A 14982-nucleotide genomic window follows, 5' to 3' on the forward strand; every position below is an offset into this window, starting at 1 on the left:
GGGGTGTCGGCCGGTGTGGCAGGGCAATCCACCCTTCGGTCGAGTCCATTGTAGACGGTGTCACGCAGGGTGATAGATCGGCTCTACTCCGTGTCGGCAACTCGATAAAGCCATTGTCGTCGATAGGTCGGTTCCGATCTTCTTGCTCCGTCTCGCTGCCTGCCCGGGCGGCGGTAACGGGTCAGGGGGATCAGCTGTGCGACGCTGGATTTCGACGGCGCTCGCGGCGGTGCTGGCACTGCCGCTCGCGGCGGTGCACGCGACACCGGCGCACGCCGCCGAGCCATGGGAGACGGCGCTCAGAGCGCTGGCCACCCAGGCCGGGGACTGGGCGGAGCAGGGTCTGGGCCAGGTCGGCCGGCTCGGCCAGCCGATACCGCTGCTCGGCGTGAGCCCGGGCAGCCTCACCGACGCCGAGCAGCTGATCGCCAGGGCCGCTGACGTCCTCCAGGACGACCTCACCAACGACGACGCCCCGGTGCCCGGCGGCGGCACGCTCGACAGCTCGCTGAGCGAGGAGCCGAACGGCGATCACACCCTCGACCTGACGCTGCGTTATCACAAGCAGCTCACCAAGCAGCAGTTCGCCGCCGCCGGCGTCACGCTGGCCGACGCGGTGAGCGTGGACGGCTGGGCCACGCTGCGGCTGAAGCTGCGGGTCGACGCGGCCGGCACCGGCGCCCACCTGATCCGCGACGCCGCCGCCCCGCGCCTGGACATCGACGCCGTCGCGCACCTGGGCGACACCGGCCAGGCCAAGGCCGCGCTCGGCATCCTCGGCGTGGCCGTCGACCAGGCATCCACCCTGGATCTCAGCGCCCACTTCGTGGTCAAGGTCAACGACCCGAACGGCGACGGCAGGCTGGCCTTCGGCAGCGGCGAACTCGGCGCGCCCGGCTCGCTGGCCGGTCTGGTGCAGGTCACGTTCGACCACGCGGGCGGCGTCATCGGCACCGGGCCCGACGGCGACGTCACCGAGACCGCCACGCCCGGCAAGGCGCACGCCGAGATCAAGCTCAAGGCCGCGCCCACGCAGGACGCGGGCGGCGGCGCGCCGGTGCTGAACGTCGCCGCCAGCGTCAACGCGGGCATCACGCTGGACTGGCCGGACATCACCGACGGCACGCCGTCGGTCACCACCACGGGGCTCGACGAGACGCTGGCGAAGTTCCGGAACATGAGCCTGCTCGACCTCGGCGCGGGCCTCGCCCAGATCGCCGAGCTGATCGGCGGCATCCAGGCCAGCGAGCACGCGGGCAACCGCAAGCTGCCGTTCCTCAAGGGCACCCTGGCCGACGCCGTGAAGATCAACGAGCAGCTCGTGGCGTTCCTGGGCAAGTACATCCGGCCCAAGCCCGGCGACGCGAACTTCCAGGAGGGCGTCGACGACCCGGCGCTGGCCGGGCAGCCGCGCTTCACCAGCCTGCAGGACCTGTTCACCAAGCTCGCCCAGGAGGGCCTGCTCGACGCCGCGGCACTGCCCGAGGGCGGGGCGACCCTGGTCAACGACAAGATCGCCTTCCCGCTGAAGTTCGGCCGGACCTCCGACTGGATCCCGCTGGACACGGGCGCGGCCAAGGTCACCGGGCAGGGCGCGGTGTTCAGCCCGACCGGCTTCACCCTGAGCGCCGACAAGTTCACCGAGGGCGCGCTGGTCGGCCAGCGGGTCGTCGCCGGCACCTCGGGCGGCACCATCACCGCCAACACCAAGAACTCGATCACCCTGGACGCCCACGGCTGGGTCGGCGGACAGCCCGTCGACACCAGCCCGTGGGTGATCAGCAGCGGCGAGGCCCACATCGGCGCCGTCGAACTCGGCGGGGCGCTCACCAAAACCGGCAGCAACGGCAAGACCGGCCTGCGCGGCGCGAACGCCCAGTCCAGCTACGCCGAGGTCAAGCCCTCCTACCAGGCCCGGGTCACCATCGTGCTCGACCTGCGCCCGTCGACCGACCCGCAGGTCAACGCCGACCGCGTCATGCTGCGCACCGACCCGGCCGTGCCGCTGTTCACGGCCGCGTTCCCGATCCGCACCGGCATCGACTTCTTCACCACCGCCGGCTTCCTCAAGGTGAAACTCGGCGGCAACCTGGAAGTCGGCCCGGCCACCGGCACCGACATGATCAGCGTCAGGTTCCAGCAGGCCGCGGACGTCAGCCTCGCCGACCTGTTCGCCCGGCTGCTCACCCAGCACCTGCCCGCCCAGCCAGCCGACCTGCTCGCCCCGGCCGTCTCGGTGAAGGCGACCGGCCAGGTCAAGGTCTCCGTGCCGGGCGCCTCGGGCAGCCTCGGCACCGGCGTGAGCGTCGATGTCGCCTGGACCCTGCCCGACGCCGCCCCCACCGTCGACACGTCGAGCCTGTCGGACCTGTTCGCCACCGACTTCAACCCCGACGACCCGCAGGCCCTGATGGCTCTGGTGATCTCCGCGCTGCGGCAGGTCAACGAGGCCTTCCTCGACCCGTCGGCCGGGACCGGGCCGCTGTCGGCCAAGCTGCCGATCATCGGCCGCTCCGCCAAGCAGCTGCTCGGCTCCGACGAGAGCGGCGTCGGCAAGCCGGTCACCTACACCGACGGCACCGACGGCGACAAGGGCCGGTTCCAGCTCGTCGACGCCGGCCGCGCCGCCGCGCCGTTCGGCGCGCGCCTGACCGGCCGCACCATCGTGGTGGGCAGCCACGCCTACCGGATCAGCAAGGTCGTCGACGGATCCACCCTGGAGATCGACGGGGGTACGCAGACCAGACCGTCCGACGGCACCGCCTACGCCGTACGCCCGGAACTGGCCGACGCCGTGGACAAGCTGCTCGCCGACCCGCCGTCGACGCTGCAGGACGCCGTCGACCGGCTCAACACCGTGCTCGGCACCGGCTCCGGGTTCGGGTTCGAGCTGGACACCGCCAAGCCGAACGGCCCGCACCTGAAGCTGTCGTGGACCTGGAAGCGGCAGTTCCACACCGGCGGCCCGCTGTCGATGAGCTGGGACGGCACCCGCAACCTCGTCAGCGTCGACGCGCAGGGCACCTTCGGCGTCACCGTCAAGGGCGACGCCTCGATCGGCCTGCTGCTGCCGCTGCGCGCCGACGGCGTACCGCTGATCGACAAGAGCTCGCACGCCGCGGTGAGCGTCGCCGCCGACGCGACGAACGTGGCGCTGACCGCGAAGGTCGGCCCCCTGGAACTCGCCGTGGGCAAGTTGCCGTCTGACCCGGCCACGGTCAAGGCGGACCTCGGCTTCAGCCTCGGCGGCCTGCCCGCCGACGCCCCGTTCAAGGACCTGCTCGGCGCGAGCCTGACCCGCACCACCGCCGGGGTCGACTGCGGCGCGGGCACCAGCGGCACCGCGATCTGCGTGAACGCGCCCGTGTTCTCGACGGTCTGCACCCCCGACGGCGGCACCAGCAACGTGCTCGCCGTGCAGCTCGACAAGGACCTGAACACGCTGGGCTCCAGCGTCCCGAACTTCGCCGGCTGCTTCGCGACCTTCAAGCTCAACCCGCTCGACTTCACCGGCGGCATCGACGGCTACCTGTCGAAGATGGAGGAGGCGCTACGCCTGGCCAGCTTCGACGGCAAGCTGCCGCTGGTCGGCGACGACCTGCAGCAGGGCCAGCGCTTCATCGCCGACGTGCGCGACAAGGTGAAGGCGAAGATCGGGCCGGCCCTGGCCACCGCGGGCGACAACGTCGCCGTCGAGGATGCCGTCAACGACGCGCTCGAGGGCGAGACGGGCTTCGCCGCCGTCAAGGTCAAGGTGGACTGCACCGCCACCTCGCCGTGCGGGCCGGAGGAGTTCAAGTCGATCCGCATCCAGCTCGACGCCTCCCGCGGCACCGTCGACCAGACCAACGGCTGCACCGGCGACTGCCTGGAGAAGCAGGTCCCGCTGAACATCGGCATCCCGGGCCTGGCGCTGAAGGCGGGCAAGGGCGAGGACGGCGGCATCAAGGCCAGGCTCGGCTGGCGTGTGCACCTCGACGTCGTCCTCGACCGCGAGCTGGGCTTCTACGTCGCCACCCACGGCCGGGACACCGGCGACGACACCAAGCCGGAACTGGCCATCGGCGCCTCCTTCGAGATCGGCGACGGCAGCAGCAAGACGCTCAACGCGCAGCTGGCCTTCATCCAGGTCACCGCGCAGAAGCGCGACCCCGCGTCGACGAAGCCGCTGGTGAGCGCCTACTTCGGCATCGACCTGCACAACGGTGAGGCGAGCTGCTGGGACGGCGGCTGCACGCCCCAGGCCGAGCGGCGGCTCGCCCCGGCCGACCTCGCCGACATCGGCGCGCACGTCAACGTGCAGCTCGACGCCGACGTGGACATCGACTGGCTGCTCAAGGCGAAGGTCGCCGGCGACGGCATCGGCTCGGCGCTGCCGGGCATCCAGGCGGTCTTCAAGCTCAAGTGGGGGATCGGCAACCACAGCGGGCCGCTGACGGCGACGGACCTGACCATCGGGTTCTCCGACATCAAGATTGACGTCGGCGCGTTCTTCAGCAAGATCCTCGCGCCGGTGCTGGAGAAGGTCAAGCAGGTCACCGGGCCGCTGCAGCCGATCATCGACACGCTGTACGCGCCGATCCCGGTGCTGTCCGATCTCTCCCACGCCGTCGACGGCCCGGACATCACCCTGATCTACCTGGCCAACAAGTTCTCCACGCTGGCCGGCGGGCCCGATCTGACGTTCATCGACCGCATCCGCGACGTCATCACGTTCGTGAACAAGATCCCCAAGTGCAACTCCAGCGGTGACGGCTGCCTGATCCCGCTCGGCGCGTTCCTCGTCAACCCGGACAAGGCGCTGTCCACGGCCGCGTCCCCGGCCTCGGCCGAGAGCCTCATCGACAAGGGCGACGGCTACGACCCGGCCGTGGCGAAGGACGTCAAGGACGCGGTCGACGCGAAGAGCGACGGCGAGAAGCTCTACGCGAAGCCGACGTCGCTGGCCGAGGGCAAGAGCAACGCCGAGAAGCTCGGCTTCGCCTTCCCGATCTTCGACAACCCGGCGTCCGCGTTCGGGCTGCTGCTCGGGCAGGACATCGAGCTGGTGTCGTTCGACTCCGGCGCGCTGTCGCTCGGATTCACCTGGCGGCAGAGCTTCGGGCCGGTGTACGCGCCGCCGCCGGTCATGATCACGCTGGCGGGCAGCGCGTCCGTCTCGGCCCACATCCGGATGGGCCTGGACACCAAGGGCATCCGCACGGCCATCGAGGCGGCCCAGGACGGCGCGGCGGTCGACGCGATCGGCATCCTCGACGGCATCTACTTCAAGACCACCGACGACAAGGGCAACGCCGCCCCGGTGATCACGCTCAAGGGTGAGATCGCGGCGGGCGCGCAGGTCACCGTTCTGATCGTGTCCGCAGGGGTGGAGGGCGGCGTACGCCTGACCATCGGCTTCCTGTGGAACGACCCGAACAACGACGGCAAGTTCCGCACCAGCGAATTCCTGCAACGGCTGCAGGTCAACCCGATCTGCCTGTTCACGGTGAGCGGCCAGCTGTCGGTGTTCCTCAAGGTCTACATCACCTTCAACCTGTTCCTGTTCTCCAAGACGTTCGACTTCACCCTGGTCAACGCCGTGCTGCTCGACTTCAAGGCACAGCCGGACTGCGACCCGCCGCCGCCGGAGCTGGGCGCGGTGCACGGTGACACGCTGATCGTCTTCGCGGGCCGCTTCGGCAAACCCGCCCAGCGCGGCCACGCCGTGTGGGACAACAAGGACAAGGGCGACGTGGTCAAGGTCTACTCGCTGCACTACGCGGACGAGGAACTGGGCCAGCCGGTCAACGCCGACTTCGACGGCGTGGCCGTGGAGTCGCTGGGCCGCCGCCAGGTGTTCCCGAACGCCGGCATCAAGCGCGTCGTCGTCGACGGCCGGCTCACCGGCGACTTCGACGCGGCCAAGTCGGGCATGGCGCTGACGTTCCTCGGCGACGGCGACAAGAGCAAGACCGCCCCGGACAACGCGGGCACGGTGACCTCGCAGTTCGAGCTGGACGCGGTGGTCGTCGGCACGCCCGGCCCCGACCGCATCAAGACCGGCACCGGCAACGCGTGGGTCCAGGGCGGTGGTGGCGACGACATCATCACCACCGGCGACGTCGCGGCCAAGGACGGCAGGCCGATGACCGTCTCCTGGGTCGCCGGCGGCCCCGGCAAGGACGTCATCACCACCGGCGAGGGCGACGACATCGTCTCCGGCGACGGCGACCTGGACATCAGCGCCCGGCCCGGCGAGGTCAAGGTGACCACGCCGCAGGGCGAGGTCGACCTCAGCGGCGTCGTCGACTGGGACCCGGCGAAGCTGCACCAGCCGCCGGTCTCGGCCACCCTGGGCGAGGCGACCGACGCCGACCACATCGCCGTCGGCCACGGCGCCAACAAGGTGTACGGCAACGACGGCGACGACGTCATCGGCGTCAACATCGACGACAAGCACGGCAACGGGATCAACACCCTCGTCGGCGGCCAGGGCTCGGACACGATCAGCGGCGGCAAGGGCGACGACAAGATCAACACGTACAGCACCGCCGTGCCCGACACCGTCGACGACGACGGCTACGGCCCCAGCATCGACGTCGACAAGGTCGACACCGGCGGCGGCACCGACACCGTCGTCGGCTCGCAGGGCGTCGACCTGGTCACCTCCCACTCGCCGAACGACACCACTGCGAAGATCAGCGGCTACGGCAACGCGGACGTGCTCATCGGCGGCTACGGCACCGACGAGATCTACGGCGGCCCCGGCGACGACTGGGTCATCGCCGAGCCGTCCCGGGTGGAGACCGCGGCCAGTCCCAAGGACGACGGGTTCGGCACGGCCCGCACGGTCACGCACGAGCCGCTGCCCAGCGGCGTGACCAGCCAGACCAAGCTGCTCGTCGGCGGCCTCGGCCGGGACCACATCCTCGGCGGCGACGGCGGTTCGACGATCTTCGGCGACAAGCACCTGCCGGACGAGCTGTGCGTGGACTCGTACAGCTCCGGCGCCCAGCCCTCGGCCGAGGACCAGGGCAGCAAGGACCTGATCCTGGGCGGCAGCGGGGTCGAGGTGGTCAGCGCCGGCGGCGGCGACGACCGCACCGACCTCGGCGGCGGCGACGACCGGGCCTGCGGCCAGCGCGGCGACGACGTGCTGTACCTGGGCGGCGGCGCCGACCGCGCCTGGGGCGGCCTCGGCGGGGACCAGGTCTTCGGCGACGCCGCCGACGACACGATCTTCGGCAACGACGGCGACGACGCGGCCTACGGCGGTGACGGCCTGGACACGATCGAGGGCGACAACGGCTTCGACCGGGTCTTCGGCGGCGAGCACGACGACGTGCTGTACGGCGGCAGCCGCACGGCCGCCGACCCCGACACCGGCGACCAGCTGTTCGGTGAGGGCGGCGACGACCGGCTCGTGGGCGACAACGGCACCGCGAAGATCGGCGAGATCGGGCCGTTCCCGTACGACCTGGACGGCACCGTCCCGGCGGCCGGCGGTCCCGACGTCATCGACGCGGGCACCGGCGACGACATCGCCTACGGCGGCCTGGCGGCCGACACGGTCTTCGGTGGTGACGGCGACGACCACCTCGAAGGCAACAACGCCGGGGACACGGTCCGCGGCGGCGGCGACTTCGACACCGTCTTCGGCGGCTCCACCCAGGAGGCGTCGGCGGGCACCGGCCGCCCGGACAGCGGCGACCTGCTCTACGGCGACGGCGGCGCGGACCTGATCCTCGGCGACAACGCCCAGGTCTTCGCCGACGGCACCCCGACCCGGGTCACCCAGGGCCGGGACTTCCCGGCCCGGCGGGTGGTGCTGCTCGACCTCGGCTTCACCCCGGTGGCCGGGAGCAGCGGAAACGACTTCATCGACGGTGGCTTGGAGGGCGACGTCGCCTACGGCCAGGCCGGCGCCGACCGGATCCTGGGCGGGTCCGGCCAGGACTACGCCGAGGGCGGCCCCGGCACCGACTGGATCGAGGGCGACGGCGGCGACGACGACCTGGTCGGCGGCTCGTCCACGGAGGACACCACCGGCAAGGGTCAGCCCGACCACGCCGACGCGATCTGGGGCGGGCCCGGCTCGGACGTGGCCATCGGCGACAACGGCGTCGTGCTGCGGCCGCTCGGCGGCGAGCAGCCCACCGCGGCGACCGTGCGGCTGGGCACCGGCGGGCAGCCGATCGCGGCGCGCACCGTCACGATGTACGACCTCGCCGCCCCGGCCGACGCCACCCGCAGCGGTGGCGACCGCATCAGCGGCGGGCACGGCGTCGACGTGGCCTACGGCCAGGACGGGGACGACGCCCTCAGCGGCGACGGCGACGGCGACTACCTGGAGGGCAACGGCGGCAGCGACACCCTGCGCGGCGACCTGCCGCTGACCGGCACCGGGCACACCCCGGTCACCCCGCTCACCGACCCGGGCTGGCCCGGCAGCGCCTCCGGCCCCGGCGACCTGATCGGGACCGGCACCCCGGACGGGCAGGACGACCTGATCGGCGGCTCGTCCCGGCAGGGCTTCCGCGACGCGGGGGACTTCGTCCAGGGTGACGGCGGCGCCGACGTGATCCTCGGCGACGACGGCTCGCTGCTGCGTACGCTGATCAACGGCGGCACCGGCGAGCGCGTCTACACCGAGCGCTACCCGACCGGGGCCGTCCCGGTGGACGCGACCGTCGCGCGCACCCACGACCCGGCTCTGCCCGGCCCCTCGACCAGGTTCTGCACCACGGCCCAGGCCACCTGCGAGCCGGCCGGCTCGTTCGGGGCCGACCAGCTGTGGGGCGACGCCGGTCAGGACGGCATCTGGGGCCAGGACGGCGACGACACCATCCGGGGCGGCGACGGCGACGACGACGTGTTCGGTGAGCTGGGCGCGGACACCCTGTACGGCGAGGCGGGCGACGACGCCGTCCTCGGCGACCGGGGCGGCGTGGTGAACCAGCACCTCAACCCCGACGACGTCGCGGCGCTCGGCTTCACCGCCACGCTCAGCGGCACGCCGCAGGAGACCTACACCGGTTTCCGGGCGGGCTACTACGACCGGCGGGCCGACCTGCTCCACGACACCGACGGCGACACCTGGATCGGCGGCTCCACCAGCACCGCGATGCCGTGGGACGGCTACCAGTACGGTGGTGACGACCGCATCCGCGGCGGCACCGGCGCCGACGACCTGCACGGCGGGTTCGGCGACGACCTGGTCAACGGCGACAGCGGCGGCGACTCGGTCTACGGCGGCGCCGGTGCGGACGTGCTGTGGGGCGGCAAGGGCTGCGACCCGGTGCTGGACGCGGCCACCGCGGACTGCCTCAAGGCGGGCGTGTTCGACGCGGCCGCGCGCGGGGACCGGGACCGGTTCGTCGATCACGTGTTCGGCGGCGCGGGCGCGGTCAGCGGCCCGTCCATCGCCGGGGACCTGGGCTCGGACCTGCTCGACTTCAGGCCGCGCGGCACGTACCCGTCCTGCACCACGAACCCGTGGCCGCAGACGACCGGCAGCGTGACCCTGGATCCGTGCGCCTGGTTCGAGATGACCGACATGGCCGACGGCAGCTCCGCCGACAACCAGCACCACCAGGGCACCGACTGGCTCTACGGCGGCTGGGACCGCGACGTGCTGCAGGGCAACGTGGCCCAGAACGGCCCCAACCCCGGCGACCGGCTGCTGGACTGGAACGGCGCCTACAACCTCTACACCCACTGCAACGCGGCCTACGGTGGCTACAACGACGTCCGCCAGCACAGCCCCGGCATGCAGACGTTCCTGCAGAAGGTGGTCTGGGGCGCGGGCGCGGGCCGCTCGGCCACCGACGCGACCACGCCGGGCACGTCGGCGTACCTCGAACTGGCACTGACCTACCCGGGCGAGAACTCGCACGGCTCGGGCAGCGCCTACCCGGCCACCCCCGGCCACTTCGACGACCCGACCAGCTGTACCGACTGATCCCCACCCGCACGCGATGATCGCGAGTTCGTGTCGAAACCTTGGTCTGACCACAGGTTTCGACACGAACTCGCGATCTTCCCGGTGGCCGACGAGTCAGTGCCGATACTCGTCCAGCCGCCAGAGCATGGCGGCGAGCATCGCCGGGAACATGATCACGTGGCCGCCCATCATCAGCCCGTGGGCGGACAGCACGCCCATCCAGTACGGCACCAGCAGCACCAGGAACGGCAGGTACATCGCCGCCGACATCTCGGCGATCCGCGGCCACGAGTGGCGCCGCACCCGCATCCACGCCGCCATGCCGGCCGTCATGTTCGTCGCCATGACCACCGCGTCCACGGCGGGCAGGCTGTCCAGCCCCGGCCAGGCCCACGACCACAGCGGCCCGAGCGCGAACATGCCGACGAACATGGCCACGACCATCTCGGCGTAGTGCAGCGCGAAGCGGAGGTTCTTGCGGGCCGCCGAGCGGGGCGCGTGGGCGGGATCGTTGTCGCAGGTGGAGGTCGTCATGCCGTCCATCGTCGGCCGTGCCGGCGCGACAGGCAGGTGCCGAACGTCATGACCGGGGGTCACCTCCGGCCGTGACCCCGAGCAGCTCACCGCCAGCCGGCTGCGCGACGAGGCGGCAGGTCACCCGCCGCACGGTGCTCTGGTCACAGCAGGCCGAGGTCGCGGGCCCGCAGTGCCGCCTGGGTGCGGTCGCGGGCGTCGAGCTTGCCCAGCACGCTGGTCACGTGGTTCTTGACCGTGCCCTCGGCCAGGAACAGGGCGGCGGCGATCTCCCGGTTGGACCGGCCGCCCGCGAGCAGCCGCAGCACCTCCAGTTCCCGCTCGGACAGCGGCACCACCAGCGGCTGCAGCCGTGGCACGGCGGGCTCGGGCGTGAACCGGGCGAACTGCGCAACCACCTTCGCCGCCACCGACGGCTGCAACACGGCCTCGCCGCGCGCGGCGGCGTGCACCGCGTCCACGAGCTGCGCCGACGAGGCGTCCTTCAGCAGGTAGCCCACGGCTCCGGCGCGCAGCGCCGCGAACACCTCCTCGTCGTCGTCGAACGTGGTCAGCACGATGACCCGTACCTCGGGCTGTTCGACCCGCAGCCGGCGGGTGGCGGCGACCCCGTCCAGCACCGGCATGCGCAGGTCCATCAGGACCACGTCGGGACGCAGCTCGCCCACGCGGTCCAGCGCCTGCGCGCCGTCGCCCGCCTCGCCGACCACCTCGATGTCGTCGCGTACGCCGAGCAGCATCGCCAGCGCCTCGCGGAACAGCGCCTGGTCGTCGGCGAGCAGCACCCGCACCGGCCCGCCGCTCATCCGGGCACCGCCACCCGCAGCGCCGCGCCGCCGCCGGGCACGGGCTCGAAGCTCATCCGCCCTCCGGCGTGCGCGGCGCGCTCGCGTACCCCCACCAGGCCGAACCCGGCGTCGTACGGGTCACCGGCGGGGCCCGCGCCGTCGTCGCGCACCTCCAGCCGCACCTCCGCCTCGCCCGTGTAGTCGAGCACCAGCGCGGCCCGGGTGGCGTGGGCGTGCTTGCGCACGTTGGTCAGCCCTTCCTGCGCGGCGCGGTAGAGCGACTCCTCCGCGGCGGGCTCCAGCGGGCGGGCCGGCCCGGTCACGTCCAGGCTCGTCGGCACGCCCGCGGCCGAGGCCAGCGCGACCAGCTCGCGCAGCGCGTCCGGCAGCGGCACGGCGGTGCGGGGTTCGCGCAGCGCGCCGACCGAGCGGCGTACCTCGGCCAGCGCCTGCTCGGCCTGGTCCTGCGCCTTGGCCAGCACCGTGTCAGCCCGGCCCGGGTCCGTGGCGAGCACCGCGCGGGCCGCCTTGACCTGCATCTGGACCACGGTCAGCGAGTGGCCGAGGCCGTCGTGGATGTCGCGGGCGACCCGGTTGCGCTCCTGCACCGCCGCGAGCCGCTCGGCCTGCACCGCGTACGCCCGCAGCTGCTCGTGCGTGGCGGCCAGCTCGGCGCGTGCCCGCTGCTCGCGCACGATGAGGTGGGTCAGCACGGCGGCGAACGCGGCCGCGGCCAGCGTGCCCAGGCCCTCGCGCAGCCCGTCGCGCCACGCCATGCCGATGTGCACTAACGGCACCTGGGCGACCACGACCACCACGCCCGGCGGCGGGAGCAGCAGCACGCTGTGGCTCACCAGCACCAGGAGCAGCAGCACCGCGCCGACGGCCGCCCCGGACGCGACGAAGACGACGTATCCGAAGTGCAGTTGCACCACCACGTAGGTGACGCTGATCGCGCGCCGGTCGCGCCGCAGCACCCAGGCGAAGCCCGCCGTGGCGCAGGCGACGTAGACCGCGCCCGTGACCAGCGCCAGGATCGTGTGGTGCGCCTTGCCGGTCCCGGCGAGCAGCGTCAGGTACGCGGCCACGGTCAGCAGATCCAGGGCACGCTTCACACCGTCCACTGTCGCCGGTGCGGCGGGGGCGGGTCAAACGATCAGCGGCGGACCGCCCGCAGCACCGCGTCGTGGATGGTGACCGGCCGCCCTTCGGGGTCGGTGACCTCGCGCGACGGGGTCGTGGTGTGGATCTCCCACGCCTCGGGGGCGAGCGCGGCGGCGGCCTGCTCGGCGGTGAACATCAGCTCCGGCAGGTGCGGGCGGCCCACCGTGGTCTCCAGGTCGGAGAAGTGGTGGCCGACGATGAGCAGCGTGCCGCCGGGCCGCACGGCGGCGGCCAGCCTGCGGTGCAGGGCCGTGCGCAGCGGCTCCGGCGTCTGCATGAACTGCGCCGACACCAGGTCGAACCCGTCCGGCTCGGGCGCCCAGGCGAGCAGGTCCTCGCGCAGCCAGGTGGTCCGGTCCGCGACGCCCGCCGCCTCGGCCGCGGCCGCCGCCCGGCCCAGCGCCACCGCCGACACGTCCACGCCGGTGACCCGCCAGCCCCGGTCCGCCAGCCACACCGCGTCCGCGCCCTCGCCGCAGCCCACGTCGAGCGCCGTCCCCGGGGTCAGCTCGGCGGCGGTCGTGACCAGGTGCGGGTTCGGGTTGCCGCTCCAGATCCGCTCCTTGGAGCCGTACCGTTCGTCCCAGAACTCGGCGGTGAAGAAGACGTCCATGTCGGGGACGTCGTGCGGGTCGTGCGTGTGGGTCATGGGTGACCACCTCCAGCTCCCAGCCTGCGCTTTCGCGCGGCCGGAGGGCAAAGTTCGTTGCCGTTCCGGCAACAACCCGGGTCAGAACAGGGTGAGCGGTTCGTCGTCGCGGGCCGGCTCCACCGGCTCGGGCAGGGCGGCCAGCTCCGGTACGCGTGCCCGCACCTCCCCGTGGAAGCGGCGGGCCAGCTCGGGCGCGTCGGCGTTGTCGGGCGTGTGCACGAACACCGTCGGCGAGCGCCCTTCGCGCAGCCAGCCCGCGACCACGTCCACCCAGTGCGCCCAGCCCGCCACGGTCCGGTCGGTGTCGTCGCGGCCCAGGTAGCGCACGATCGGCCGGTCGGTCAGCGCGGCCGAGCGGCGCGGCATGCGCGGCTTCTTCAGCCACGCGTCGCGCTCGGCGTCGCTGGTCGGCGGCGTGTCGAAGAACGCGACCGTGTCGAACGGCACCCACTCCGCCCCGGCCGCCCCGAGCACCTGTTCGAGCTGCCGCACCTCGCGCGGGTCCTCGAAGAACGCCCGGTGGCGCACCTCGACGGCATACCGGAAGGTGCCCGGCAGCCGCCGCAGGAACGCGGCGAGATCGCCGACGTCGCTCGGGCCGAACGAGCCCGGCAGCTGGAGCCACAGCGCGTGGTTGCGCGGGCCGAGCGGCTCGATCGCGTCCAGGAAGACCCGCAGCTCCTCGTCGGCGCCGGACAGCCGCCGCTCGTGCGTGATCGGCTTGGGCAGCTTCACCACGAACCGGAAGTCCGGCCCGGTCTGCTCCGCCCACGTCTCCACCGTGCTCCGTGCCGGGGTCGCGTAGAAGGTCGTGTTGCCCTCGACCGCGTTGCAGCAGCTCGCATACCAGCGCAGGCGCTCGCCGGGCGGCAGGGCGTGTCCCGGCCACGCTTTGTGCGTCCACATCGCGCAGCCCACGTGCAGGCGGGGGTCCAAGGTGCCGCTCATGTGTCGGTCGGGGCCGGGGCCTGCGGCAGCTTCGCGCCCCGCCCGGTGCGCGGTGCGGACGGCGGCGGCACCACCGGGCCGATGTCGCCGTCGGGCGCCTCGTCCAGGTCGACGACCACCGGCGCGTGGTCGCTGGGGCCGGTGCCCTTGCGGGCCAGCCGGTCCACCCAGGCGGCCTTCGCTCGCGCGGCCACCGGGGCCGAGGCCAGGATCAGGTCGATGCGCATGCCGAGGTCCTGGTGGAACATGCCGGCCCGGTAGTCCCAGTAGGAGAAGACGCGCTCCTGCGGCCAGCGGTCGCGGACCACGTCGTGCAGCCCGAGCGCCTGCAGCTCGGCCAGCGCCGCCCGCTCCGGCGCGGTCACGTGAGTGCTGCCCACGAACGCCGCCGGGTCGAACACGTCCGCGTCGGCGGGTGCGATGTTCACGTCACCGGCCACGATCGCCGCCTCGGGGCCCGCGGCGACGGTGTCACGCAGCGCCGCCAGCCAGGCCAGCTTGTACCGGTAGTGGTCGGAGTCCGGCTCCCGCCCGTTGGGCACGTACACCGAGTGCACGCGGATGCCGCCGCAGGTCGCGGCCACCGCCCGCGCCTCCTGCTGGGGGAAGCCCGGCCCGTTCGGCAGCCCCTGCACGACGTCGTCGAGGCCGACCTTCGACAGGATCGCCACGCCGTTCCAGCGGGCCTCGCCGTGCACGGCGAACGCGTACCCCCGCCCGGCCAGCTCCTCGCCCAGCAGCTCGGTGAAGGCGTCGTCGCCGAGCTTCAGCTCCTGCAGGCAGACCACGTCCGGCCTGCGCTGGTCCAGCCACGGCAGGAGCCGGGGCAGCCGCTGCTTCACCGAGTTCACGTTCCAGGTCGTCACCCGCACCGGACCCACGATATAGGGCAGCGGACCGGCCGGCCCGGCGGTGCACGCCGAATGCACGCGCCCCCGGTTACGTTGCCGCCGCCGCACCGGCGCCTCCCC

The 14982-nt window shown here is 72.7% G+C and carries 7 protein-coding genes; 1 reads left to right on the forward strand and 6 read right to left on the reverse strand.

Annotation, left to right across the window (positions count from 1 at the left end):
- Positions 1-196 precede the first annotated feature (196 nt).
- A complete protein-coding gene (locus CS0771_RS16690) occupies positions 197-9943 on the forward strand; it encodes a calcium-binding protein (RefSeq protein WP_212841845.1) in 9747 nt (3248 codons plus the stop codon).
- Between the two features lie 96 nt (positions 9944-10039).
- Here CS0771_RS16690 and CS0771_RS16695 read toward each other — a convergent pair whose 3' ends face one another.
- The 6 genes from CS0771_RS16695 to CS0771_RS16720 all read right to left on the reverse strand — a co-directional run bounded on the left by CS0771_RS16695 (position 10040) and on the right by CS0771_RS16720 (position 14883).
- Positions 10040-10459 carry a hypothetical protein gene (locus CS0771_RS16695; protein WP_212841846.1) on the reverse strand — a complete coding sequence of 140 codons (420 nt, stop codon included), beginning with the start codon at positions 10457-10459 and terminating at the stop codon, positions 10040-10042.
- A gap of 143 nt (positions 10460-10602) precedes the next feature.
- Positions 10603-11265: a response regulator transcription factor gene (locus tag CS0771_RS16700; RefSeq protein ID WP_212841847.1), complete on the reverse strand. Its 663-nt coding sequence runs from the start codon at positions 11263-11265 to the stop codon at positions 10603-10605.
- Positions 11262-12362 (reverse strand): sensor histidine kinase, encoded by a 1101-nt coding sequence (locus CS0771_RS16705; protein WP_212841848.1) that lies wholly within the window; start codon positions 12360-12362, stop codon positions 11262-11264. The genes CS0771_RS16700 and CS0771_RS16705 overlap by 4 nt, the downstream gene beginning before the upstream one ends.
- 41 nt (positions 12363-12403) lie before the next feature.
- Positions 12404-13060 carry a bifunctional 2-polyprenyl-6-hydroxyphenol methylase/3-demethylubiquinol 3-O-methyltransferase UbiG gene (locus CS0771_RS16710; RefSeq protein ID WP_244870838.1) on the reverse strand — a complete coding sequence of 219 codons (657 nt, stop codon included), beginning with the start codon at positions 13058-13060 and terminating at the stop codon, positions 12404-12406.
- 81 nt (positions 13061-13141) lie between these two features.
- Complete coding sequence (locus CS0771_RS16715) at positions 13142-13969, reverse strand: DUF72 domain-containing protein (RefSeq protein ID WP_212845872.1); 828 nt, start codon at positions 13967-13969, stop codon at positions 13142-13144.
- 38 nt (positions 13970-14007) lie between these two features.
- Positions 14008-14883 (reverse strand): exodeoxyribonuclease III, encoded by an 876-nt coding sequence (locus CS0771_RS16720; protein WP_212841849.1) that lies wholly within the window; start codon positions 14881-14883, stop codon positions 14008-14010.
- Positions 14884-14982: the final 99 nt, after the last annotated feature.

Source organism: Catellatospora sp. IY07-71, assembly GCF_018326265.1.
In the GTDB taxonomy this organism is placed as follows: Bacteria; Actinomycetota; Actinomycetes; order Mycobacteriales; family Micromonosporaceae; genus Catellatospora.